Genomic DNA, 22,753 nt, shown 5'->3' with positions numbered 1-22,753 from the left:
TCGGGCGTGGCTACGCTCAATGCCGTACCTTCGGGCGCGGGTACATATACCTACCAGTGGTACAAAGACGGGCAGCCATACGCCACCACCAAGAGCATTACGGTAAGCACCGGCGGCGAATACTCGGTAACGGTGACCGAAACGGGAGGCTGTACCAGCCCGGCTGCAACGATAACCCTCTCGAACGAAAGTTCGGCTGTGCCAACCGTGATACTGAACCGGAGTGCCGAAGAACCCAACAAGGGCGATGTGGTAACCTATACGGCCGATATCAACTTTGGCCCTGCCACCGCTTACAAATGGACAGTGACAGGCGATGCCACCATCCAGTCGGGCGGAGGCAATACCTCGTTTGCGGTGGTGAAGTTCAGTGCTACAGGCACGACAGCCACCGTAAAGGTAGAGGTAAGCAATGCCTGCGGTACGGGCATCGGACAACATGTGGTAACCATGAAGGACGACTGCGTAAGCCCTATAAGTGTATCGCCAAGTGCGGACAGCAAGCAGACCACCTTTGTAAATACGGAAGTGACGCTGGGTAAGGTATCGGCAAGCTTCGCATCGGGTGCGCCTACCGTATCGTACCAGTGGTACCGCAGCGCAGATGGAGGCGCTACCTATGCTCCAATAAGCGGGGAAACAGGCAATAGCTATGTCGCCAAAGAATCGACAGCAGGCACTTACAAATACTACTGCGAGGTAGGCAACGGTAGCGGCTGTACGGGCAGCACGCCGATGAACTCGGGGGTATATACTGTGGATGTGGTGGAAAGTTTGGCTATAGGTAAAGGTACCTTCATCGGGACTACCTGCTTCGATGTGGTGGAAAGCAACTTTGGCGATGGCTGCGGGACACAAGCCAGCCGTACCTCGCAGAAGGCTGACTTCAGCAAACCGGCTACCAATACGCAGACTTATACCTTTAAGACCAACGGTACTGACAAGGTAAGTAATATCCGCTTTATCCACGTCAATACCAACGGTGACATTATCGAAGATATCACTCCCGGCAATACATTGTGGGCAACGACAACCAACCTGAGCGGTACATTCACCGTATCGGTAAAATACCGTGACGACCTGAACAAAGACAAATTAGCGAACGGCGCCGGCGGCTTAGACCGCGATCAGGCATTGAAGGCCGAGCTTTATGTAGTATATAACAATAAAGCGGACGGTACGGGTACCGATGTGATGCTTAAGCTTGATATATCGGTTCAGGATTGTACTTGTTGTCCGGGGTATTTGGCTATCGGCGGGGAGTATACTGTGTTGCCGTCTGTTCTGGATGCAAAAGGTTATTTGAAAATGCCTACAGATTCTAAATGGGATGTTGTGAGTGCCAAGTTTACTGCTACGGGTAAGGATGTTTGCTTCTACAAAACCGATGCCGTGAATTCGAAAGGTATGTCTATATTAGGCAATTGGTATAAAGATGGATGCGGTAACGGTTTCGCAGGTGCTCTCAGTTACATTGAAGCCGAACACCGTGCTATGGGTTGGAGATTTCCGACTGTTGCCGAGTTAGGCGCATTGCAAAGTATCCACGATACACTGTCTACTCAGCCTACTTCCGCGCCCGACACTCAGGATCTGCGTACTAGCCTCTACTGGGGTAGTACCGAGTACAGTGCTACTGTCGGATGGAACTGGTCCTTCACCTACCAGTATGCGCACAGGGTTTCTAGGACGGGGGGGACTGTCAGCTATGCGCGTTGTGTCAGGAGTTTTTAAGTGTGCCCTGAGCACGTAAGGGCGAAAGGGGACGCTTAAAACTCCCCCTTGCTCTTACCTAACTATATGCAAGATGGCGGACTATGGTATGTCTGTCTTGGCCGGCATTAGAATACCGGTATGGAAGTATGCCATAGGTTGTCCCGCCGGTAAGGAGTTACCGGAAACACTTACCAAACCGCCCCCTCCGGCTCCCTCAGGGGGGAGAGTAGGTTCCTCCCCTCCGGGGAGGCAAGGAGGGGCTTTATATCCCGCAGGTGGTTGGTTCTGCCTGCGGGAACAAACGAATTCCCCCTGTCGTAGGGGCGACTTGCCGGTCGCCCGTTGATACAAATGTTTTTTTGTTGGTTTCGGGCGACCGGCAGGTCGCCCCTACGATTCATCCACCCGTAGGGACAGGGTTCTACCTTGTCCGCAGTTCTACCCTGTCCGTAAATAATATCGCAACCGTTTGGATACACGGACAGGGCAGAGCCCTGTCCCTACGGTGATAAAAAATGAATAGGATTATCTATTTGGACAGTGGACAATGAAAATCACTGTCAACTATCCTTTATCCACTGTCAATTATAAATCCTCTGTAACGGAAGGTGTATTATTCTTACCCAAGGCGTTGCCATTGGGCTATATTATGTAGCCCCTTCAGGGCATAGGGAAAGAAAACAGGCTGAAACACCGGCAGAACGAAGCGGAGCCAAATGTCCCTTGAGAAACGAGATGCTTCCTATCGTCAGCATGACAAAATGAAAGAAGAATAAAAAGTCTGGATGACTTCAATTAAAAAATATTATCTGATTGGATAGTTAACAATAATAGGTTAAATTTGTTATTTACATTAAATGCGATAAGGATATAAAATGGCAGATCAATTTAAAGAAATAGTATATTCACGGGACACTATCGAGTTTGTAACTGTTGCAGTACAATATTGTGCCTATCTTGAAAATGTTGAAAGTGAGGACGATACGGAACTTACGGATAAACTGACAAAGGTGCTTCCACTGCTCTACCTGAAGGCTTCACTTGTACCCGAAACAGATACAATAGATGATGAAGATCCGGAAATAACTGTTACCGAGGAAGATTATAATTATATTTCTTCAAAACTGTACAATATCTTTTTGAATAATGATACATATCTGGAAGTCTTTCTTCAGGATATGAAATATAGTGAAACGCCCATTGCTGCGAGTATAAGTGAAGATTTAGCGGATATTTATCAGGATTTGAAGAATTTTATTACCATATTTGAACGTGGAATTACCGACAATATGAATGACGCGCTATATGTATGTATGGAGAACTTTAAATCATATTGGGGGCAAAAGCTTGTTAACGTCCTAAGAGCCTTACATTCGCTAAAATATACAATGGAAAATGATATATTCGATGGAGACATCGAACCTGCTGATACAAATGAATTATGGTAAGTACAATATCTAAGGCCGAACTATCCGCATACGACCAGGAGGTTTTCCCGGGGCGGATAATTGTAATACAAGATGAGAAAGAAGCTGAGAAGGCTTGCGCGTATCTTGCAAAATCCGGTGCTGTTGGTTTTGATACCGAAACCCGTCCTGCTTTCCGCAAAGGGGTTTCGCATCAGATAGCCCTGATGCAGTTATCTACAGACGATACCTGTTTCTTGTTCCGTCTCAACCTGATAGGGTTGCCGGATTGTCTGGCTGACATACTGGTTGACCCGGCGATCAAAAAAATAGGATTGTCTCTGAAAGACGACTTTTCGGCTATTCACAAACGCAAGAATCTCGTACCCGGTAATTTCCTCGAATTACAATCGTTCGTTAAGGATTACGGGATAGAAGATAACGGCTTGCAGCGTATTTATGGCATACTTTTTGAAAAAAGGATATCGAAAGGGCAGCGCCTGTCCAACTGGGAAATAGATACCCTGTCGGATGCACAGAAAATGTATGCGGCATTGGACGCGTGGGCTTGTCTGAGAATATATAACGAACTTAAAAACAGAGAGAAAAAAGTTAACACTCCCTCCCGGCCTTCGCCAAAAGCACAGGAGGACGGAAAGGGTAATGATTAATTAAAAATTAAGACGGCTTTGCCCTGCTCCCTCCCTTTTGAAGGGAGGCAAGGTGGGGCGTTAAAATTGATAAATATATGGCATTTATAGATTATTACAGTATTTTAGGTGTATCTAAAACTGCCAGTGGCGATGATATAAAAAAGGCCTACCGGAAATTGGCACGTAAATATCACCCTGACATAAATCCTAATAACGAGGAAGCAAAAAAGAAATTCCAGCAGATAAATGAGGCGAATGAAGTTTTGTCTGATCCTGATAAACGTAAAAAATATGACGAATACGGCGAGAACTGGAAGCATGCCGACGAATATGAGAAAGCAAAACAACAGCAGGCGCAGAATGGAGGCTTTGCTGATTTCGGAAGCTTTGGAGGTGGCTTCAGCAGCGGGTCTTATGATTTTGGAGGAAATAACGAAGGAGGTTTCTCCGACTTCTTTGAATCCTTATTCGGAGGTAGGCGCTCGTCAGGCAGCCGGCATACAAGCAGTTTCAGGGGACAGGATTATACCTCAGAGTTGCATCTGAGCCTTAGGGATGCTTACGAAACTCATAAGCGCATGCTTACGCTCGATGGCAAGAACCTGCGTATAACGATTCCAGCGGGAGTAACCGACGGACAGGTCATAAAACTTGCCGGACAGGGAGCGCCCGGAAAGAACGGAGGCCCTAACGGGGATTTATATATCACTTTTGTAATAGAAGAAGACCCTAGATTCAAGCGGGTAGGGAATGACCTGTACACAACGGTCAGCCTCAACCTTTATACTGCTGTGCTTGGAGGCGGGGAAACAGTAGATACTTTTACCGGAAAGGTAAAGCTGAAGATTGCGGCAGGGACACAGAATGGAACGAAGGTGAGATTGAAAGGGAAAGGTTTTCCTGTGTATAAGAAAGACGGGCAATTTGGCGACCTGATAATTACCTATGCGGTGGAAGTTCCAACAAATCTGACTGCTGAGCAGAAAGAGTTGTTCGAAAAACTGGCGAAGTCATAACTTAAAGTGTTACAATTATGAACTCAGAATTGATAATTATACGTGAATATTGTATTCAGAACCAAGTGGAGCCGGATTTTATTATACAACTCGAAAATGAAGGGTTGATACAAATAAGCATCATTGAAGAAGAACGCTATATCCATATATCACAACTGAAACATCTCGACCAGTATGTCCGCTGGTACTACGACCTGTCTATCAATGTGGCGGGTATAGATGTTATACAGAACCTCTTGGATAAGATTGACGAGATGCAGGAAGAGATACTGAAATTGAAAGAACAGCTACGGTTAATAGACTGATATTTTATGAAAAGACTGATACCTCAGGCTGTCTTTGTTGCCGACTCTATGGAAAGCTTTGATACCAACTGTAAGATGATAGCCGATATATCAAAGGCTGTTTACGATTACCTTTCGGAATAAGGAATCAGGCTTTCTTCTTCTTTACCTTTATGGTCTTTGTAAGCAGTTCCTGTAGCTTTTCAGGAGTAATGTTGGCTTGTATCTTGCCTTGGCTTACAAAGGATATTTTGCCCCTCTCTTCGGATATTACGATTGCCTTCGCGTCAGTCTCTTGGGAGATTCCGAGAGCAGCCCTGTGCCTCAGCCCGAACGCTTTCGGTATATCCTGATTCTGCGAGATAGGAAGGATACAGCCCGCGGCTTTGATCTTATTTCCCGATATAATCATGGCGCCATCATGTAGGGGGGTGTTCTTGAAAAATATATTCTCAATCAGGCGTGTGCTGATATCGGCATCCAGCACCTCTCCGGTATCTACATACTGTCCCAGTTTAATCTCCTGCTCGATGACAATAAGCGCGCCAGTGTACGTTTTCGCCATGTTCATGCAGGCCAGCACCAATGATGTGATTACGGTTTCGGATAAGTTGCCTTGCTCCTTTGACTTGAATATGCGGGCGAAGAAACGGAAGGTGCGGTTCGACCCCAGCGTCATCAGGAACCGCCTGATCTCATCCTGAAATATAATGATGAGGACAATGAGCCCTATGTCAACGAACTTGTCGAGGATAGCACCCATCAGGCGCATCTGCAATACCTGCGAGACCAGTATCCAGAGTATCATAAAAGCGAGTACTCCGTTGAAGATAGCACCCGTACCCGATTTGGAAACAATCCGGTATAACTGGTACATCACTACTGCGACCAGCAGGATGTCAATTATATCTTTTATTCCGAAATATTCGAGCATAGACGTAAAACTATTTAGCGAGATTCAAAGATAAGTGATTTCTTTGAAAGTAGAAGCCGGAAAATGATAATAGACTTCTTAAAAAATATTTTATTCCAACATCAGATTCATCATTGGCTGATGTTCGTCAAACAAGAACTGATATTTCTCATCAAGCTCTTTCACCTTGTACCCGAACAATAAACGGCACAACAGGCGGGAGTCTGCTTCTATATCATAAGACGGGTCGGGTCCCATAATAAGCTCTACAATGCCCTTGTCTACGGAATATACCTTGGGTTCTTTTCCAAATACTTCATCGGTTACCTTTATTCTGAATTCTTTAGCCAGGTTGTCTTTTGCATATAGGTCTAACAGAGACCATACGTCTATAACGCAGGCCATCCCCGATAAGTTTGCTTTTGGGGGATACCCATCCAGTTTATATTCCTCGGCGATAGCCCTGAAATCATTTTCATCCTTCTGCACACAGAAGTCCCTGAATCTGAATAATGAGTCGAGAGCCTGATAGGCTTCCTCTACATTATCCGGAAAAGTGTCCAGTATTTGCTTTAGCGGAATCAGGTTATTATCCTTTTCGAAGACCTGTTCATAACCATACTTCTGATAAAAACCGTAGAGCCATTCTTCCGCGGGAATGAGTATAGCCAACGGGATATTGCGCTGGTATATGATTTTATGGGCTTCATGGATTAACCGGTTCATATATCCTTTCTTCCGGTGCTCCGGCAATGTGCATAGTCCGGCAAGATAGGCAAATGGTATCTCCCGCCTGTAGAAATTAATGGTGTACGGCAACATTTGCAGGCTTGCTACAGCTTCTCCCTCTTCAAGATAAATAAGCGTGTTTTCATTCTTGTATTTATATGTGGAAAGTATATCCAGAAACCCGTCAGTGTCTTCAAAACATATTTTCCACATCTGACGAACCAATGGCGCTGTATGTTCATTCGCAAATTGTATCATATTCTTTTCATCTTACTTAGTAACTGTTAGGAAATTTCACGAATTCTTTTTCATAAGAGAAAGGTTAAGAGTTCTTCGTTCATTTTTAGCTTGTTTTCGGCTGTTTTTTCCTTTCTCTCAACTCAACCAACGGTTACAGGAGCGAAGCGTATGTAAATAAACATCTCTAAAAATTTAAACTGACTCTTATAATCGATAGTTATTTTGTCATGTACTTAGCTTGTTACCTTATTATTGATCCGAAGACCTTAAATTTAGTTCAAAATAATGCAGTGCTTCCATATAAAAAAACTGCCCAAAATATGGACAGTTTCTATATTGAAATAACCGGTTCTTAATACCTGTAATGTTCCGGCTTGTATGGTCCTTCTACCGGTACACCGAGATAATCGGCCTGAGCTTCTGTCAGTTTAGTAAGTTTTACGCCAATCTGCTCAAGGTGCAGGCGTGCAACCTCTTCGTCAAGATGCTTGGGTAAACGATATACATTGACCTCATAATCGCGGATCCATAGCTCAATCTGCGCAAGCGTTTGGTTTGTAAATGAATTGCTCATTACAAATGATGGGTGTCCTGTAGCGCAACCAAGATTTACCAGGCGGCCTTCTGCTAATAAGAATATTGAGTGGCCGTCAGGGAATGTGTATTTGTCAACCTGAGGTTTTATATTCGTATGGCGTATGCTTGGGTAGGAAACAAGTTTTTCTACTTGTATTTCATTATCGAAGTGTCCGATATTGCATACAATAGCCTGATCTTTCATGTGAGCCATGTGCTCGATGGTGATAATGTCTTTGTTTCCTGTGGTGGTAACAAAGATATTTCCTTCTTTTACAGCCTCTTCCATTGTGGTTACTTCAAAGCCTTCCATTGCTGCCTGTAGCGCGCATATAGGGTCTATTTCGGTAACGATGACGCGTGCTCCATAAGAACGCATGGAATGGGCACATCCCTTGCCTACGTCTCCATATCCGGCTACTACGACTACTTTTCCCGCAATCATTACATCTGTGGCACGCTTAATGCCATCAGCTAATGATTCCCGGCATCCGTAGAGGTTGTCAAATTTAGATTTGGTAACCGAATCATTTACATTGATAGCCGGAATGAGTAGTTCTCCACGTTCCATCATCTGATACAGGCGGTGTACTCCGGTTGTGGTTTCTTCGGAAACACCTTTCCAATCGGCAACTGTACGGTGCCAACGGTTTTTATCTTCATTGAGGATGCGTGACAGGGTATTCAGTATAACATGCTCTTCGTGGCTTGTGGCTTCTCTGTTCAGGAAATCGGGGTTCTCCTCGGCTTTATAACCCCAGTGGATAAGCAATGTGGCATCGCCTCCGTCGTCTACTATCAGGTGAGGGCCTTTGCCATCGGGAAACGACAGGGCTTGTTCGGTGCACCACCAATATTCTTCAAGGGTTTCGCCTTTCCAGGCAAAAACAGGGATGCCTGCCGCCGCGATGGCCGCCGCTGCATGGTCCTGAGTGGAAAAGATGTTACAACTTACCCAACGGATGTCGGCACCTAGTTCTTTTAGTGTTTCTATGAGAACGGCTGTTTGTACCGTCATGTGGAGCGAACCCATGATGCGTGCCCCTTTCAGGGGTTTTGTCGTTCCGTATTTTTTTCGAAGTGCCATCAATCCCGGCATTTCGTGTTCTGCGATTTCTATTTCTTTTCTCCCGAAGTCAGCCAGACTGATGTCGGCTACCAGATAGGGAAGGTTTGGTTTGAGTTCTTTTGACATGTATTTGTTTTAAATTATTTTAAATATACTTTTCTCCGTATTTCAGTTTTACATCAGCTACAAATTGCTTGATGCGCTGCTCTTCATTCTTTTTACAAATAAGCAGAACGCCATCAGCTTCGGCTACGATGTATCCTTCAAGGCCTTGTACAACGGCGAGTTTTCCTGCCGGCAGTGTTACAACGTTCTCGGAACTATCGAAGAAAAGGGTGTTTGCTATCAAGGAGGCATTCGCGTCTTCATCTTTATCCGAAATTTCATACAGAGAGCCCCATGTGCCGAGGTCAGACCAGCCGAATTCGGCTGCTTGTACATAAACATTGGTGGCTTTTTCCATTATTCCGTAATCAATAGAAATATTCGGGCAGAAAGGGAAGTTTTCGTCAATGAACGCTTTCTCCTGATCTGTGCCGAAGGTGCTTATTCCCTGATCGAAACGGTTGGTTATTTCCGGCAAATATTGGTGGAAGGCTTCGAGTATGGTTTTATTGTTCCATATAAATATACCTGAATTCCACAGGAATTCTCCGCTTTCGTAGAATACTTTAGCTAATTCGAGATTTGGTTTTTCCGTAAAAACCTTTACCTTATTTACCCCATCCAAAAGTTCTTCGCTCATTTGTATGTAGCCATAACCGGTTTCGGGACGGCTGGGGCGGATACCCAAGGTAAGTAATGTCTTATGCTTGGAAACGAACGTAAACGCATTCTGGATAATGGACAGGAATTCGTCTTCTTTCAGAATCAGGTGGTCGGAGGGGGCTACAACTATATTAGCATCGAGATTAAAAGAATTGATATGGTATGTAGCGAAGGCTATGCAAGGCGCGGTATTTCTCCGCATAGGTTCTAATAGTATCTGGTTTGATTTTAGTTCTGGAAGTTCATCCTGTACCATTTTGGCATATTCATTGTTGGTAACAATGTATATGTTTTCCACAGGAAGAATCTTTTTGAACCGGTCGACCGTCATTTGAAGTAGTGACCTGCCTGTACCGAAAAAATCAAGGAACTGCTTCGGTCGAGCCTCTCGGCTGAAAGGCCAGAAACGGCTACCGATACCACCACCCATTATCACACAATAGTTATTCTTATTATCCATATTGTTATATAATTTATGCAAAGTTACATTATACTAATATACAAACAAAACAATTAAAGACAATAGAATTATGAAAATATACTATTCTTTCATCAAAAAAGTTAACTCGTATCTTTTGATATATGAAAAATATGTGTACTTTTGCAACCGCTACACGCCCAGATGGCGGAATTGGTAGACGCGCTGGTCTCAAACACCAGTGGATTCACTTCCATGCCGGTTCGATCCCGGCTCTGGGTACGAAAAAAGCCTGATAGAGAAATCTGTCAGGCTTCAATTTTATAATATATCAAGTTCTTTCATTGTTTTGAAAGCGAACCTTGCTGATGGATAGGTTATTGACCCACCTCCAATTACCCCCATTTTAATGGCCTCTATAATTTCTTCTTTATTAGCACCTTTGGCTATGCACCCTTGTAAGTGGTATAATATACATTCTTCGCATCTTGATAAGACGGAAATAGATAATCCTGCTAACTCTTTGTATTTCTTGGGTATCGCACCATCTTCATACACTTTTTCGTCTAATACTCCAAACTTTAAGAAGAAGGAGTCATTTTCCGCCATCATTCTATTTAAATGTTGCCGTTCCTTGTTGAAATCTTCCATTATATTGACTACTCTTAATTTATAAATTAGGATATGACAAAGATACCTATTATACTATTGGTATATATTCTTTTTAGCTCACAAATTAAATCTAAATTTTAAAGAAATTGGTTCGAGAAAAGAGAGTTTAAGGGTACAGTAAGCGGCTTATAATTCAATGGATTGCAGCCTTTACTTTATAGACTACTGAAACTTTATCTATCAGCCCCATTCCTTCCACTCAATTACCGCAAAGTTACCATTTGATATTTCATTTACCTTATCGATCCACTGTATCTCACTTTGTGCCTTTGCTTTCAGGAACGGGCTGGAAGTTGGGGTAAGCAACAGGCTTGAATTCACCACCCACCACTTGTTGTTGATACCGGCACGATGTAAATCCTCCTGTAGCCTCTGCGCCTCAAATACAGGTGTTGTTTCGGGTAAGGTAACTATCACAACTTCCGTTTTTTTCTCATTGCGCAAGCGGGGCAGTAAGTTCTGGACGGCAGGCGTAATATTGCCTTGCGTCCGTTCTACTTCCTTATGGTAGCTTTGTGTTGAATCCAACAATAATAAAGTATGTCCTGTAGGTGCTGTGTCGATTACCACGACCTCATTATCCGCCTTAGCTACAATCTCGGCAAAGGCATTGAATACAGCAATTTCCTGTGTACATGGCGAACGCAAATCTTCTTCTATATAGCTTAAATCGGCATCGCCCATCGTTTCCCTTGCCTTATCCAATACATTCTTCTGATAAGCAGCCAAAACCGCTTTTTCGTCTATATGGCTAACGCTGATGCCCTCTATTTTGGTTTCGATAAAAGATAAATGGTTGGCAGGATCGGTAGTAGTCAGGTGTACATTTATACCTTTTCTTGCCAATCCCCTTGCAATATTTCCGGCAATAGTGGTCTTGCCCACACCACCTTTACCCATTGTGAAGATTACCCGCTTGCCCGAACTATATAAATCGTCTATGATGTTATCGATGGTCTTAAAATCGTCTATATTAATTTCCTTTTGATTTCCTTCTGCTTGGATATCACTATTCAGCATATTGCGGATATTGTCAATCCCCGTCATATTGTAGGAACGAAGCGGCACGATGTAAGTATTCAGCTTTAATAAGGCTTCGGAACGGTTATCCAGGGCATTTTGCTGCCTTTCGTATATCTGTTTCGATACCATATCATTATCATCGTAGTCTTCCAATACTCCGTTTATAATCAGGTTTTGCGAAACGATATTCAAATCCAGTAGTTCATTGGACGAACGCTCCACTTCTTTCAGCGGGCTCTCATCAGGTCGGCTTACAAGGATGAGGGTTGTTTGACTGCTGTCTGATAAGGTGCTTACCGCATTTTTATACACTTCTTTCCTGTCCTCCAACCCCGATAGCTGACCTAAACAGGATGCCCCTGTAGTATTTTCGGCTATAAAGGTATTCCATGCGGACGGTAGTTGAAGCATACGCAAAGTGTGTCCTGTGGGCGCCGTGTCGAAAATTATAAAATCATAATCCTTTCTTTTTTCTTCATTGGTAATAAAGTCTGAAAACTCATTAAAGGCTGCTATCTCAACGGTACATGAGCCTGATAGCTGTTCTTCCATATTGGCTATTACACTTTCGGGCAGTTTTCCCCTGAACGGTGCTATAACCGATTCCCTGTATTCGGCTGCTGCCTGCTCCGGGTCAAGGTTTACTACGGTCAGGTTCGGTACTTCTTTAATTTGTATGCCTTTGTTGTCCAAGTCCATATTAAAAACATCCTGCAAATTAGATGCTGGGTCGGTACTGATCAAAAGGACTTTCTTACCGCTATCGGCGAGGTTTACGGCTGTGGCGCAGGCGATAGATGTCTTCCCTACGCCGCCTTTTCCTGTAAAGAATATATACTTTGTCAGTTCGATATTCGACGGATTATACTTGTTCATATTCTATGTTTTAATTTGTTTACAACTCTGTTTTTTGAGACTACATAGTCCTTCTCCACCCGTTTAGAGCAGAACAACTAATTGTTATTTAATGTGTTACTTGTTTATTTCTTTATCGTAAGATCCTCCTCTTTCACATTCAGCCATTCGGCTATCTGCGCATTGGTAGGGTACTGTTTTGTTAAGACTACTTCGCCGTCTAAGGTGGTGATAGGCAATACCTCTGCCGATTCTTTCATCAGGTATTCATTGATTTTTTTGTTATCAACATATATCTGTGGATGGTCGCGCAGGTTGAACCTTTCTATTATGATTCCTTTCTTTTTCAGGCTTTCTATAACTACTGCTATACGCATCAGTTCTGGATCGATATTCACTCCGCACAATCCTGTCGGACAGCATAATGCAGGGTCGTATATCTTTACCGCTTTGCGGGTATCTAATTTTAAATCTAACATCACTTTACTTTTTAGTTTATAATATTCTTTATTTCTTCTTCAGTAGGTACATAGCCTTTTATCTTTACCTCCCCATCCACCACAATGGCAGGAAGCGACATGATGTTGTATTTCACAATCTCCAGTATATCTTCTTCTTTCCTTAAAGTAGCCGTACTGTTTGTATCTGCAATAACTTTGGCAACTCTTTCATAGGTTGTTTTACATTTTGCACAACCTGTACCCAATACGATTATTTCCATATCTGTTTTCTTTTAATTCTGATTTGATAATAAAAAGGCCTGCGACCTAACTATTCATTACTAATGTCAATCAGTAGCGGATAAATTAAATGTTCTTTTATTTTTTATTCTGCGCGCAATCACAGATTGCTTGCCTTTCTTTTGGCCAAAGCCCCAAAAGAAAGCAAAAAGGCTTTTGCGCCCCGCTTCAACGTACGACCCACCATCGGTTTGCCGGCTGAATGAAGTGATGAAAGATTCATCATTGCGATAATTGGCAGACGATGTTTAAAAGCGCCCGCACTTCATTCTACGCCGCCTGCACCGGGTGGGTGCCCCGTACGCTTGCTAACGGCGCTGGCTGACGCCTGATTTGCAGGGTCTATCCTCTGTCTTGACGTTGCGTTGCGACTCCGTGCATCTGTTCCGCAGGCGGGGCACCCACCCGGCGCAGTCGGCGTGAAACGGGATGTTGTCCGAGCCGCAGGCGAGTTTCGTCCCGTTTAGCCGGCCAGCCGTTGGTGGGTCGCCGAGGGACAAAGCACTAGCCTTTTGCTTCCTTTTGGGCAATGCCAAAAGGAAGGACAAGCCCGGGAGGGCGCGGCAGTAGGGAGCTACGACTAAAGTATTTAGCCTAGGATAGCCTTTATGTAAAAAATAAAAGAACGTTTTAAGTAGCGAGGGCAGAACTAAAATTTATTTTATGTTATGCCGAGTCTCGACAAACAACGTTCACAGGAGCGAAGCGTATGTAAAACGACTAATGAAATTGAACACATAATTTAAACAAAACGAAATACTGACTCACATTACTATATAATATATCCCCACTACGATAAATACAGCCGAAACAATACGCCTGAACCATACCTCAAAACTTTTCATCCTGTTGTAGAACTTACCCACATTCGACATACTGTATGCCAACAGATAAGCGATAATGATAACAGGCAGACCTGTAGCAATGGCAAACACAGGGGGCAAAAGCAATCCCGACGTACTGCTTATCGTCATAGGAATAAGCACCCCGAAGTATAAGACACCGCTATACGGACAAAATGCCAAAGCGAATAATACACCCAGAAGAAAAGCGTTCAGGTAGTTTTTCTTCATTTTCTTCTCTCCTACTTTCGATGTAAGCCTGTTTAATCCGGGAATATTGAATTTGACAATATCGAGCATCAGGATTCCGATAATAACTAAAGCTATTCCCAGGTACAGGCCACTAATGTTTTGCAACATTTTAGCTACCTGAAATTTACTTGCACCGAAATAGAATACCAATCCTAAAGCCGTATAGCTGAAAGTTACAACCTATGCCTCCGAAAAAACACAGGCTACCGAATCCGGCAGCCCGCGTCACAGTAATTAAGATCGAGAGTAGTTTCCACCCGCCATACGTCAAGGGGCTTTTAGAGTCTGGTTGCCGTTAATTAACAGATTCTCTTTCTCTTGTCCACCCTGAGAATCCATTATCAACGCGATTACCTTTTCGTATAGCAAGTGTATTTCCTGTATATTCCTGTCTATTTCTTCCACATAGTTGAGTAAGCCTGTGCCTTTGAGGTGGTATCTGAGGTGTTTGAGGCTGCTCCTTGCCTGTGTGTCCTGTGCCTGAATGGCCAACAGGTAACTGTTGAGCAAGCAGGCGTCTCCGGAATCGTCCGACCAATCCGTTTCGTTTATATAGTTGTCAAGGTTTTCTTTTATCCCCCTGCAAGAGGTGGTTTCCTGTTTCATAGTCACGATATATTGTTCGCATTGTACCGTAAAAGAAGCAGAAGTCATTCAAACAGTTTCTTAAACAATAATACAATGATACGCTTATCCTTTTATTTTAAAGTTTTTTTATTGGATACAAAATTATAAGATGCATGTATAAATAAATTTATTTCATGCTATTAATTTTTAATCGCTGATTATCATACATATAACAAATAGGGGCAAAATTTTATTTTTACCGTGCGGTAGCAGAGTTTGCAAGGGGCAGAAGCCTGCCATTCCGTGCCCGACACGGAATCCCTCAAGAAGTCAACCTCGATTATGAGGGGATTGCGAATCAAGGGTTAAAAGCACAGTAACTTATTGTCCCGAAGGGGCTGAAGGTGGATAACCACGGGTAAAACCCGTGGCAGGAACTGGCTGGTAAATATGTCTTCGTAGGAGGCAAATAGCAAAAAAAATGTCATTCGCCTCCTACGGAGACGGTCTATTTCTACCTGCTTTTGCCACGGGCTTTACCCGTGGTTATCCATATTAGCCCACTTCGTGGACTTAGAACCCTGACTGCAAAACAGAAGATTGATTTATAATAGTATACTGCAACCCTAAGCAACCCTTGATTCGCATCATGTACTAAACTTCTTTACATTTGGCACATCCCCCCAATAAAGGAGGGCAACAAGGGCTTTCCCCTACAATCCTCTTCATGAGATTTTGATGATTTGCCCTAAAATAGTCCTGACCGTTAAAAGTTTCTCTAATAATTTCGTTAGATTTGTAAATTATCTTTCGGGATAAGATAATTTTCTTTCCCCCGATTTAGGAGAACATTCTTTATAATACGCTGTTATACTTCAAAATAGAAATATAGGATATGAAAAAAGATGAATCGAACGAAAACATCCATTTAGGAGAAAATATAAAATTCCTGATGCGGGCATTCCGCCTGCAGCAAAACGAACTGGCCGAAAAATCGGGTTATTCCGAAAGCCAGTTGTCGAATATCCTGCGTAAGGCGGATGTTGACGATGAAACGTTAGTCCGTCTGGCTAAAGGCTTGGGGCATGGCGTTACTCCCGAAATGATAAAGGCATACAGCCACGAAGATACGGTAAGTTATATTATCAATAATTATACTCAGAATGTGGAGAACGGAGGTGTAGGAAATTATAGTAAAGATGATTATACTCAGAATGTTCAAGACGGAGGCGTAGGGAATTTAAAGAATGATAATAATTCTACATTTCAAGAAGGAAGTTCTCAAGTAAACAACTACGTTGCCGAACAAGCCTTTGCCCTAGCCGAAAAAAATACCAGACTGGAAAAACTGCTTCTCTACCACCGCATGCAAACAGAGCCCGAAGCGGTAAAAAAAGAAATGGAGTCACTCAAAACGGACGAAAAGTAGCGGCAGTAGCTTGTTCCTGCCCGCTTACTATACCTGTGGACAACCACAATGCCAGGATTTTTAATCCGGTAAAAAAACAAAACAACAGGCTGTCACTTTTTTATAGTACAGCCTGTTGTTTTTTTCGGGGAAAATTGTCTTATATAAAGAGCTCTTTGATATAATCGGAGGAAAAAAGGTAACGTCACTTTTTAACAATTTCCGGCAAAATCGTAACTATTTATATTTTATTTGCCCTGGCTGTTAACTATCAACTGATGACTGTTCACTGAAAATGTATTACCTTTGTTCCTAACAATTACTAAAAGATAGAATTTAAATAAGATACATGTATAAAATAAGTAAACAGTTCTCTTTCTCGGCCTCGCATATCCTTGAGGGTTTGCCACAGGAGCACCCATGTTCACGCTTGCATGGCCACAACTATGTTATTACAGTACATCTTCGGGCAGAGCAATTAAATAGTGTAGGCTTTATAAAAGATTATAGGGAACTCGATAGTGTAAAGAGGTATATAGACAGTACACTTGACCACAGGCATCTGAACGATGTACTGTCTTTCAATCCCACCGCGGAAAATATGGCGAGATATCTGTATGATGTGTTTGTAAAAGACATCCCCGAATTATATGCCGTGGAAGTATCGGAAACACCTAAAACAACTGCGATTTATGAAGCTGACGGTAAATGAGATATTCTATTCCCTGCAAGGGGAAGGCGGGCGTAGCGGCGAAGCCTCTATATTCGTAAGGCTTACAAAGTGTAATCTCGCCTGTAGTTTTTGCGATACGGATTTCGCAGACGGGGAAGACATGACTGTTGACGAAATATTGAAAGAAATAAGCCAGTACCCATGCAAGTGGATTATATGGACAGGCGGGGAGCCTACTATACAGCTCAGGGACGAGTATCTGGCTGTCTTTCGCGAGCACGGTTATAAGCAGGCAATAGAAACAAACGGTACACGCCGGGTGCCTTCGCTTATCGATTATATAACATGTAGCCCGAAGCAGGATTATGAATCGATTAAAGGACGGATTCCGGTAGTTAATGAGATTCGGATTCCGGTAAGTCTGGGAGATGCTATTCCGGATATTTCCGTTTTTCCGGAAGCGGATAATTATTTCCTTAGCCCTATCTTCGATGGGGATAAGATCAACCTGCAAAACGTAGATTACTGTGTAGAACAGATAAAGCTGCATCCCGGATGGAGACTGAGTTTGCAGGTTCACAAGTTGATACACATTGAGTAATGTGAATCAATTTTAAGAAAATAACACAAATAACAAATGCAGATTATGAAAAAGAAGATTTTATATATTATTCTGGCTCTAATAGTCATAGCGATAGGAGCTGCCGCCTATGGTTATAGTATAATAAATACAGGCTTCAACATAGATAAAACAGTCTATATATACGTAGATGAAAACAGAAACTTCGAGGCTTTACAAAAGGAAGTACGTGATAGCGCCAAAGTGGCGAATATCTCAAACTTTGATAAACTGGCGTCTTTGTTAGAATACAGGCCAAATATGAAGACCGGACGATATGCCGTAACCCCGGATATGACTGCTTATGAATTGATAAAGAACCTGCGTAGTGGACATCAGGCTCCCGTCAATCTTAAATTTAATAATATCCGTACGAAAGAAGACCTGGCACAGCGTATCTCCGAACAGCTAATGATGAGTAAGGATGCACTGTTAAACGTACTGAACGACTCGGTAAAGTGCAAAGAGTTGGGATTTAACCGGGAAACTGTCGTAGCCATGTTTATACCTAATACCTATGAGTTTTATTGGGATGTAACTATTGAGAGCTTTCTCCAGCGGATGCACAAGGAACATTCAAGATTCTGGACTGAGGAACGACAGGCAAAGGCAAAAGAGATTTCCCTGACACCTGTCGAAGTATCTACACTAGCATCTATTGTGGAAGAAGAGTGTATGTTCACCGATGAATATCCTAAAGTTGCGGGATTGTATCTAAACCGCCTGCGTATCGGGCAGGAACTACAAGCCGACCCTACTGTAAAATTCGCCGTGGGCGACTTCTCGCTGCGCCGTATCCTGAATAAGCATACAGAGATCGATTCTCCTTATAACACTTACAGGCGCAGAGGCCTTCCTCCGGGGCCAATCCGTATACCGTCAATCAAGGGAATAGATGCTGTATTGAACTATGCAAAACATAATTACTTCTATATGTGTGCAAAGGATGATTTCTCCGGGTACCATAATTTTGCTGTTACCTTTCCGGAACATTTGAGGAATCGGGCCTTGTATATTAAGGCTTTAAATGCGAGAGGTATAAAATAGGGATCAGAATGCGTTAGCATCCCCTTTGAATACATTTATAATTGTCAGGTAAATTATTTTCAGGTCGAGGAAGAATGTCCAGTTTTCGAGATACCATACATCTCTTACAACACGTCCTTCCATTTCTTCTACAGTCTTGGTCTCACCACGGTATCCTGTAACCTGAGCCCAGCCTGTGATGCCGGGTTTTACGAGATGGCGCACCATGAATTTATCGATAATAGAAGAGTAGAGTTCGGTATGCTTTAGCATATGAGGGCGTGGTCCAACGACAGACATATCGTTTTTGAAAACATTGATAAACTGAGGCAATTCATCAATACTTGTCTTTCGCATAAACGCTCCTACCTTTGTTATACGTGAGTCTCCGGCTGTAGCTTGCAGTTTGTCCGCCTCCTTATTGGGGCGCATCGACCTGAACTTGTAGCAATTAAATATCCTTCCATCTTTCCCGGTTCTCTTTTGCTTAAAGATAACAGGCCCGGGCGATGTCGCCTTTATGATTGCGCCAAAAATGATATAAATAATCGGGAAAACAGCCAATAAGACCAAAATTGAAAACAGCAGATCGAAAGTTCTTTTTACCAGCCTGTTAGAGAAATGTTGCAGAGGCTCATTCCTTAAACTTAGTACAGGCGTAGACTCTAGGAACATCAGGGAGAAACGCCGCTTTATGAATTTATTAAATTCCGGTACAAGGTGGAAACGGATCATATTCTTTTCCGAATAGGTAATAAGATCGACTATGGTCTGATCTTCGCTTCCGGGCAATGTGCAAAATATTTCATCTACCTCTACGTCTTGTGTATATGCCTTTACTTCGGAGATCTTTCCCAAATAATTTGGTAACAGATCCTTCTTATTCGGGTCATCGTCAAAGAACCCCATTACCTTATAACCAAAATCGCTGATAAGTAAAGACTTATGAATCTTTACAGCATTTTGACTACCTCCGATAATTATGACTTGCCTGTAATTATAGCCTCTTCTCCTATATATCTTAAGCACTACCCTAAACAGGATATGCCACGTAATAAACAGTGTAGCTAAAATAAAGAATCCGACGATCCATGGCAACACAGGTATTGAAACTATATTGAAAACCGAGAATCCGGTAGTAATAAGGAATGCATATAAAGCAATGAAAACAGATGATTTCTGAACTATACTATCTAAATATACAACATTCGATGATATATGGAATCTGATAAAGGATGCTATGAAGAAATAACAAAGATTTATAAGCAGGAATGCAGTCATAAATTCCCGTGAATACATATTGCCCACAGGTGTTGAATCATAGAAAAAATGAAAAGCTAAAAGAAAGAATACATTGATGAGGAGTAAGTCGCCAATGCGAATTATCCAGTCAATCATAAATCCATACCCGTCTTTTCCTTCTGTTACGTTCATAGTGTAAGATAAAGTGCAAAGATAATTATTTGTTCTTAATATATTGTCGTTTTAACTTTCATCTTTAAAGGACAATATCCTCTTTTTATAAATAAAAAGAGTAATGATAACAGTTAAGATAAGGCTGAGACTTGTTATCCATAGATTTTGATCCAGATTAAATGTGGCTAATTCTTCATATTTAGGTGTGCCATAGAACAAGTAAGCCAAAACAACTCCTATCATATTATTTACTGTATGAACTATAACCGGAACCCAAATACTTCCTGCCCAGATAAACAAATAGCCCAAAAGTGCACCCAATAGCAGGCGAGGGAAAAAACCATAGAACTGAAAATGCATTGCGCTGAAAACAAAGGCACCCAACCATACAGCAAGATGCTGGTTGCCAACTATCTTCTGAATAATTTGCTGTATACACCCCCTAAAGAATAATTCTTCGGCCAAGCCTGCTACTATTGCGATAATGAGCAGATTGAGAATAAGCCCTGATATGGTTTTATCGGCAAATAAAAGAGTTGTAGTTTTCTCCGCTGCCAGTTCGTTTGCTTTCATCCAGTTCTCTACCCCCGCCATAAATTCGGGAAGTACCATCTGCTGATTGTAATATGAGATGAAGTCAACTAACGGTTGAATTACAACAATCAGGCAAATTCCTAATATTAAGATGGAGGCTCTATAAGGATCCTCCGTTTTTAGATATATCTTCGCATTTTCATGACATAAAAAGGCAAACACCAACGATGGCATAATAAAAAAACAGACTGATTGAATCGTTGATGCCAGACGAATAGCCTTTACCGATTGTTCCAGTTCGGCAGCATGACCACTAAGAGCTAAGATAAAGACAGTCAACATCAAGCCTGAGACTGCCAGAAAGATGAAGAAAAAGAGTTGAGACCATCCTCCCATCCCATACAATATACCTTTGTTATCTTTGTCCATTCCTTTTAATTATTTATCCGAAGGATGCTTATACCTGTACAGCTTTTCGAGTCCTGACAATACTTCAATAAGGTTTTCGTTTCCACTACTACCTCCTTTTGCTTACTCGATGCATGAATGAAGTGAAGTACACCATCCTGCCAATATGCAATGCCGATATGGGAATAGTCCAGCCCGGCTATTGAAGTAGCAAACACGACTATATCTCCGGATCTGATATCCTTTTCATTTTTCAATATCGAACTTTTCGGTATAATTTCGTAACAGTTTCTATCGTTTATATTCTTCTCTATCTCTTTTATATTCTTCCTGTTTTCGGGATTATTCTTTAAGTGTATGTAAGATTGAGGATGCTCGGACATAAAACTGACCGGATGCTGAAACATTTTACCACCTATCTCTGTGCTTATATTTTCCAAAAGCCCCCTTTTCTCATTTTCATATATCCAGTCACTCGTATAATGCAGGCGCGATGTGTAACCGTCTATCTCGCCATTCCGATACCGCATGGCGGTTAGCAAACGACAATAATTACTGAATGTAGGGTTTTCGGATTTGATAGTTTGGGATAGTGCGATGCAATTCTCAACAAATGTAGTACAGTCTAATTCCCGCAGGTTTATTATCAGCGACTCATTTTCGGAAAGCTCTAATGTAGAAGCCACGTACGGTTTTCCTATAAGGAATTTAGCGGTACTGATCAATAGTTGCTCAACAGGATACTCTTTTTGATTGCCAAATTGTTTTATATAACTTTCAAAAATCAGCGAGTCCGCTTTAGTATACACTATATCCGTTCCTTTTATTGAATAAAAAGGAGTAAGGCTCAAAAGGATAAAAAAGAAAAATTTATATGATCTCATGGTATTTATTTAGTTCGTCAATTCTTCCATAAAATACAATCCCGATCATTAACCAACAAAGATATAAATTATAAAGATTACTCAGTTTGTAAGACCTATATAAATACAATAAAAAAAACGGAGGCCTGAAAGACCTCCGTTCTTATAAATATTTTAATGCGGTAATACTGTGATTACTGTAACCTTTTCAGACGATACAGCAATTGTTGTATAGCTTCCTGATAGTCATCTATAATCGCCTGAGTGAAAGCTTCGGCGAATAATTCTCTCTGAGATTCAGTGTATTTAAAGAATTCTTCCGCATGTTTCACAATGTCGGCAGGATTTTTTGTTTCAGGGATAACGATATTCAAATCTCCCTTTATAGCATAAGATGTTTCCACCAGGCGGTCTGTAATATCCAGCAGGTCTTCGATTGCCTGATCCAGTGCAATATGTTGTGCATAGCTGGCTTTACCTGTTACATGCCAGTGATAAAGTTTTAAACTGCTGTTGAAAGAGAAGATTTTCCCTACGAATGTTGCGATATCAGCACTTACTGAAGCAACCTTGTTTTCATTTAATGTTGATGTACTCATAATGATAAAATTTATTTATATTTATTTGTTTTATATAGACGAAGTTAATGAATATGTTTTATGAATCCAAATATAAACAATTGAATATTTAAATGTTAATATAGATTCTATTTATACACTTATTATACACCAACCGTGTAGTGCATTCATCTTTCTAAACAATGAAATACTGCTTTTGTTTACGAAAAGTTTTTTATTATTCAATAAAACTGTAAAAAAACATTAAAAAGAACTGAATGCCGCAAATCCGGCTTCGTGGAGAGGATCTAACTGTTACTAATGTGAATCAGTATTTCGTTTTGTTTAAATTATGTGTTCAATTATTTTTTGCATAAAGGCTATCCTAGTCTAAATACTTTAGCCGTAGCTCCCCACTGCCGCGCCCTCCCGGGCTTGTCCTTCCTTTTGGCATTGCCCAAAAGGAAGCAAAAGGCTAGTGCTTTGTCCCTCGGCGACCCACCAACGGCT

At 41.9% G+C, this 22,753-nt stretch carries 22 protein-coding genes, 1 tRNA gene and 1 pseudogene; 10 read left to right on the top strand and 14 right to left on the bottom strand.

Going from position 1 to position 22,753, the window contains the following annotated elements; translation table 11 throughout:
* From D0T84_RS16875 to D0T84_RS16855, 5 genes are all read left to right on the top strand, one after another.
* Nucleotides 1-1,734, top strand: a 1,734-nt coding sequence (locus D0T84_RS16875) for a DUF1566 domain-containing protein (RefSeq protein ID WP_163309034.1), incomplete at its 5' end; no start/stop codon positions are given.
* A gap of 857 nt (nucleotides 1,735-2,591) precedes the next feature.
* Entirely contained in the window at nucleotides 2,592-3,164 is a 573-nt protein-coding gene (locus D0T84_RS16870; protein WP_163309033.1) for a DUF5063 domain-containing protein, read from the top strand.
* A complete protein-coding gene (locus tag D0T84_RS16865) occupies nucleotides 3,158-3,793 on the top strand; it encodes a 3'-5' exonuclease (RefSeq protein WP_163309032.1) in 636 nt (211 codons plus the stop codon). Before D0T84_RS16870 ends, D0T84_RS16865 begins: the two co-directional genes overlap by 7 nt.
* 77 nt (nucleotides 3,794-3,870) lie before the next feature.
* Nucleotides 3,871-4,791 carry a DnaJ C-terminal domain-containing protein gene (locus D0T84_RS16860; RefSeq protein ID WP_163309031.1) on the top strand — a complete coding sequence of 307 codons (921 nt, stop codon included), beginning with the start codon at nucleotides 3,871-3,873 and terminating at the stop codon, nucleotides 4,789-4,791.
* Nucleotides 4,792-4,808: 17 nt separating this feature from the next.
* A complete protein-coding gene (locus D0T84_RS16855) occupies nucleotides 4,809-5,096 on the top strand; it encodes a chaperone modulator CbpM (protein ID WP_163309030.1) in 288 nt (95 codons plus the stop codon).
* A 127-nt stretch (nucleotides 5,097-5,223) separates the two neighbouring features.
* Here D0T84_RS16855 and cdaA read toward each other — a convergent pair whose 3' ends face one another.
* From cdaA to D0T84_RS16830, 4 genes are all read right to left on the bottom strand, one after another.
* Nucleotides 5,224-6,009, bottom strand: a complete 786-nt coding sequence (cdaA, locus tag D0T84_RS16845; protein ID WP_163309029.1) for a diadenylate cyclase CdaA — start codon at nucleotides 6,007-6,009, stop codon at nucleotides 5,224-5,226.
* A 90-nt stretch (nucleotides 6,010-6,099) separates the two neighbouring features.
* Nucleotides 6,100-6,975, bottom strand: coding sequence for a GNAT family N-acetyltransferase (locus D0T84_RS16840; RefSeq protein WP_163309028.1), 876 nt, complete (start codon nucleotides 6,973-6,975; stop codon nucleotides 6,100-6,102).
* Nucleotides 6,976-7,309: 334 nt separating this feature from the next.
* Nucleotides 7,310-8,728: an adenosylhomocysteinase gene (gene ahcY, locus D0T84_RS16835; RefSeq protein ID WP_163309027.1), complete on the bottom strand. Its 1,419-nt coding sequence runs from the start codon at nucleotides 8,726-8,728 to the stop codon at nucleotides 7,310-7,312.
* Between the two features lie 19 nt (nucleotides 8,729-8,747).
* Nucleotides 8,748-9,830 carry a mannose-1-phosphate guanylyltransferase gene (locus tag D0T84_RS16830; RefSeq protein WP_163309026.1) on the bottom strand — a complete coding sequence of 361 codons (1,083 nt, stop codon included), beginning with the start codon at nucleotides 9,828-9,830 and terminating at the stop codon, nucleotides 8,748-8,750.
* Nucleotides 9,831-9,986: 156 nt separating this feature from the next.
* Here D0T84_RS16830 and D0T84_RS16825 point away from each other — a divergent pair.
* Nucleotides 9,987-10,070: transfer RNA gene (locus D0T84_RS16825), tRNA-Leu, on the top strand.
* A 39-nt stretch (nucleotides 10,071-10,109) separates the two neighbouring features.
* Here the strand turns inward: D0T84_RS16825 and D0T84_RS16820 are convergent.
* From D0T84_RS16820 to D0T84_RS16795, 6 genes and pseudogenes are all read right to left on the bottom strand, one after another.
* Nucleotides 10,110-10,439, bottom strand: coding sequence for a carboxymuconolactone decarboxylase family protein (locus D0T84_RS16820; RefSeq protein WP_163309025.1), 330 nt, complete (start codon nucleotides 10,437-10,439; stop codon nucleotides 10,110-10,112).
* Between the two features lie 201 nt (nucleotides 10,440-10,640).
* Nucleotides 10,641-12,359, bottom strand: coding sequence for an arsenical pump-driving ATPase (gene arsA, locus D0T84_RS16815; protein ID WP_163309024.1), 1,719 nt, complete (start codon nucleotides 12,357-12,359; stop codon nucleotides 10,641-10,643).
* 104 nt (nucleotides 12,360-12,463) lie between these two features.
* The gene (gene arsD, locus D0T84_RS16810; RefSeq protein WP_163309023.1) at nucleotides 12,464-12,817 is read right to left on the bottom strand and encodes an arsenite efflux transporter metallochaperone ArsD; all 354 of its coding nucleotides are present in this window, start codon (nucleotides 12,815-12,817) and stop codon (nucleotides 12,464-12,466) included.
* A gap of 11 nt (nucleotides 12,818-12,828) precedes the next feature.
* Entirely contained in the window at nucleotides 12,829-13,059 is a 231-nt protein-coding gene (locus D0T84_RS16805; protein WP_163309022.1) for a thioredoxin family protein, read from the bottom strand.
* Between the two features lie 783 nt (nucleotides 13,060-13,842).
* Nucleotides 13,843-14,331 (bottom strand): annotated as a pseudogene (locus tag D0T84_RS16800) (sulfite exporter TauE/SafE family protein); the annotation flags it as partial.
* Between the two features lie 108 nt (nucleotides 14,332-14,439).
* Entirely contained in the window at nucleotides 14,440-14,826 is a 387-nt protein-coding gene (locus tag D0T84_RS16795; RefSeq protein WP_163309021.1) for a hypothetical protein, read from the bottom strand.
* 808 nt (nucleotides 14,827-15,634) lie between these two features.
* On the opposite strand from D0T84_RS16795, the gene D0T84_RS16790 reads away from it, so the two are divergent.
* The 4 genes from D0T84_RS16790 to mltG all read left to right on the top strand — a co-directional run bounded on the left by D0T84_RS16790 (nucleotide 15,635) and on the right by mltG (nucleotide 18,486).
* The gene (locus D0T84_RS16790; protein WP_163309020.1) at nucleotides 15,635-16,168 is read left to right on the top strand and encodes a helix-turn-helix domain-containing protein; all 534 of its coding nucleotides are present in this window, start codon (nucleotides 15,635-15,637) and stop codon (nucleotides 16,166-16,168) included.
* Between the two features lie 328 nt (nucleotides 16,169-16,496).
* The gene (gene queD / locus D0T84_RS16785; protein WP_163309019.1) at nucleotides 16,497-16,859 is read left to right on the top strand and encodes a 6-carboxytetrahydropterin synthase QueD; all 363 of its coding nucleotides are present in this window, start codon (nucleotides 16,497-16,499) and stop codon (nucleotides 16,857-16,859) included.
* Entirely contained in the window at nucleotides 16,840-17,421 is a 582-nt protein-coding gene (locus D0T84_RS16780; protein WP_163309018.1) for a 7-carboxy-7-deazaguanine synthase QueE, read from the top strand. The genes queD and D0T84_RS16780 overlap by 20 nt, the downstream gene beginning before the upstream one ends.
* Nucleotides 17,422-17,466: 45 nt before the next feature.
* The gene (mltG, locus tag D0T84_RS16775) at nucleotides 17,467-18,486 is read left to right on the top strand and encodes an endolytic transglycosylase MltG (protein ID WP_163309017.1); all 1,020 of its coding nucleotides are present in this window, start codon (nucleotides 17,467-17,469) and stop codon (nucleotides 18,484-18,486) included.
* 3 nt (nucleotides 18,487-18,489) lie between these two features.
* Here the strand turns inward: mltG and D0T84_RS16770 are convergent, their stop codons facing one another.
* The 4 genes from D0T84_RS16770 to D0T84_RS16755 form a co-directional block, all read right to left on the bottom strand.
* Nucleotides 18,490-19,899: an undecaprenyl-phosphate glucose phosphotransferase gene (locus D0T84_RS16770; RefSeq protein WP_163309016.1), complete on the bottom strand. Its 1,410-nt coding sequence runs from the start codon at nucleotides 19,897-19,899 to the stop codon at nucleotides 18,490-18,492.
* Nucleotides 19,900-19,950: 51 nt separating this feature from the next.
* Nucleotides 19,951-20,844, bottom strand: coding sequence for a CPBP family intramembrane glutamic endopeptidase (locus D0T84_RS16765; protein WP_163309015.1), 894 nt, complete (start codon nucleotides 20,842-20,844; stop codon nucleotides 19,951-19,953).
* Between the two features lie 5 nt (nucleotides 20,845-20,849).
* Nucleotides 20,850-21,707, bottom strand: a complete 858-nt coding sequence (locus D0T84_RS16760; protein WP_163309014.1) for an N-acetylmuramoyl-L-alanine amidase-like domain-containing protein — start codon at nucleotides 21,705-21,707, stop codon at nucleotides 20,850-20,852.
* A gap of 173 nt (nucleotides 21,708-21,880) precedes the next feature.
* On the bottom strand, nucleotides 21,881-22,285 hold the full coding sequence (locus D0T84_RS16755) for a DUF5856 family protein (RefSeq protein ID WP_163309013.1): 405 nt from the start codon (nucleotides 22,283-22,285) through the stop codon (nucleotides 21,881-21,883).
* Between the last annotated feature and the right edge of the window lie 468 nt (nucleotides 22,286-22,753).

This window comes from Dysgonomonas sp. 521 (genome assembly GCF_010501055.1).
Taxonomy (GTDB): Bacteria; Bacteroidota; Bacteroidia; order Bacteroidales; family Dysgonomonadaceae; genus Dysgonomonas.
The sequence above is the reverse complement of the archived record's forward strand: the minus strand, read 5'-3'. Positions and strand labels throughout refer to the sequence as shown.